Here is a 1,075-nt window from a genome sequence, read left to right as displayed (position 1 = left end):
TAGGCACTACCGATCCAGGCTTCGCCTACTCGGCAACCCACGGCAACTTGCAAGCGAGTCCCCGGCCCGAAACGGGCCGACCCTCATACCGTCTAGACATACAATTCGACGAGAACGTCATCGACGAGCAGCTTCGCATAATTGACCGACAGCCATCCCGGTGTCCAGGTGCTGCTTCGTGATGGGCGCATAAGACTGAAGATCATCCGCCGTGTAATAAACGACGGCATCCAAATATTCCAGCGGATTCTGGCTCAATACCGCTGCGACAGCAAGGGTTTTGAATGTGGAACAGAACGCGAAACGCTCGTCAGCTCGATACTCGACCATCCCTCCCGTTCTCGGATTGGCCGCATATACACCCAAGCGGGCATCGTATTTGTCTTCGAGATCAGCCAGGAGGTGGGCTCGATCCTCTTCGCTTGCCGTTGACGTTTGAGAACTTGTCGTCGAAGGATTCTTCGCTGAACAACCGGCAAGCGGTACCAGCACCGCTGCGCCCAATAGCGTCCGACGCGTAACACCGCGAAACATCGTCATTCTCGCCTCTCTTGGCTATAGAAATACAGGTTGGTGAAAATGTGGATCGGCAGGGCAGGAAGCCCCGACTGGTCCGACGGCGACCCGATTGGAAAAGTGGGTCTTATCGGTCAATATCCAAGGGGTGCAGGAAGTGTCCGGCGATATCGAGTGCAGGGTTCAACCAGCCCATTCTCTGTTTCATACCGCTGTGTATGGCACTGGCTGTCAGTCCGTTGGGGATGTTTGTGTCCGGCTGACCCGGGACGTCGCTAACCCGTGCATCCCCCGAGGGCGTTCAGCTTCCGTAGCTGGTGGAGCCACTCGACGATCCGGTGATCCCACAGAAGAAACTGAAGAAATCACTCGACCCGGATGTGCTTGCGGACTCGCTGCCGAACGCACCGGCGCTACCACTGTCACTTCCACTACTCGCACTGCCGCTCGATCCTGTGCCGCAGCGGGAGTGTCCGATTAACGGTGGATCCGACCTTGATGTCGGTTAGTTACCGTTCAGGGTGATGCGTCCTTCGAAGGTGATCGCAAACGCATTGAG

2 protein-coding genes are annotated in these 1,075 nt (G+C 56.7%); one reads left to right on the top strand and one right to left on the bottom strand.

Annotated features, from left to right (window positions below):
- Window positions 1–117 precede the first annotated feature (117 nt).
- The gene (locus ACZ3J7_RS41100; RefSeq protein WP_166814103.1) at window positions 118–540 is read right to left on the bottom strand and encodes a serine hydrolase; all 423 of its coding nucleotides are present in this window, start codon (window positions 538–540) and stop codon (window positions 118–120) included.
- A 293-nt stretch (window positions 541–833) separates the two neighbouring features.
- On the opposite strand from ACZ3J7_RS41100, the gene ACZ3J7_RS41095 reads away from it, so the two are divergent.
- Entirely contained in the window at window positions 834–1,025 is a 192-nt protein-coding gene (locus tag ACZ3J7_RS41095; RefSeq protein WP_366055730.1) for a hypothetical protein, read from the top strand.
- Window positions 1,026–1,075: the final 50 nt, after the last annotated feature.

It is taken from the genome of Kitasatospora sp. NPDC015121, from assembly GCF_055562955.1.
The sequence above is the reverse complement of the archived record's forward strand: the minus strand, read 5'-3'. Positions and strand labels throughout refer to the sequence as shown.

Excerpts from the sequence above, each read along its gene's own strand:
- ACZ3J7_RS41100 (WP_166814103.1), bottom strand. The coding sequence starts at position 540 with ATGACGATGTTTCGCGGTGTTACGCGTCGGACGCTATTGGGCGCAGCG.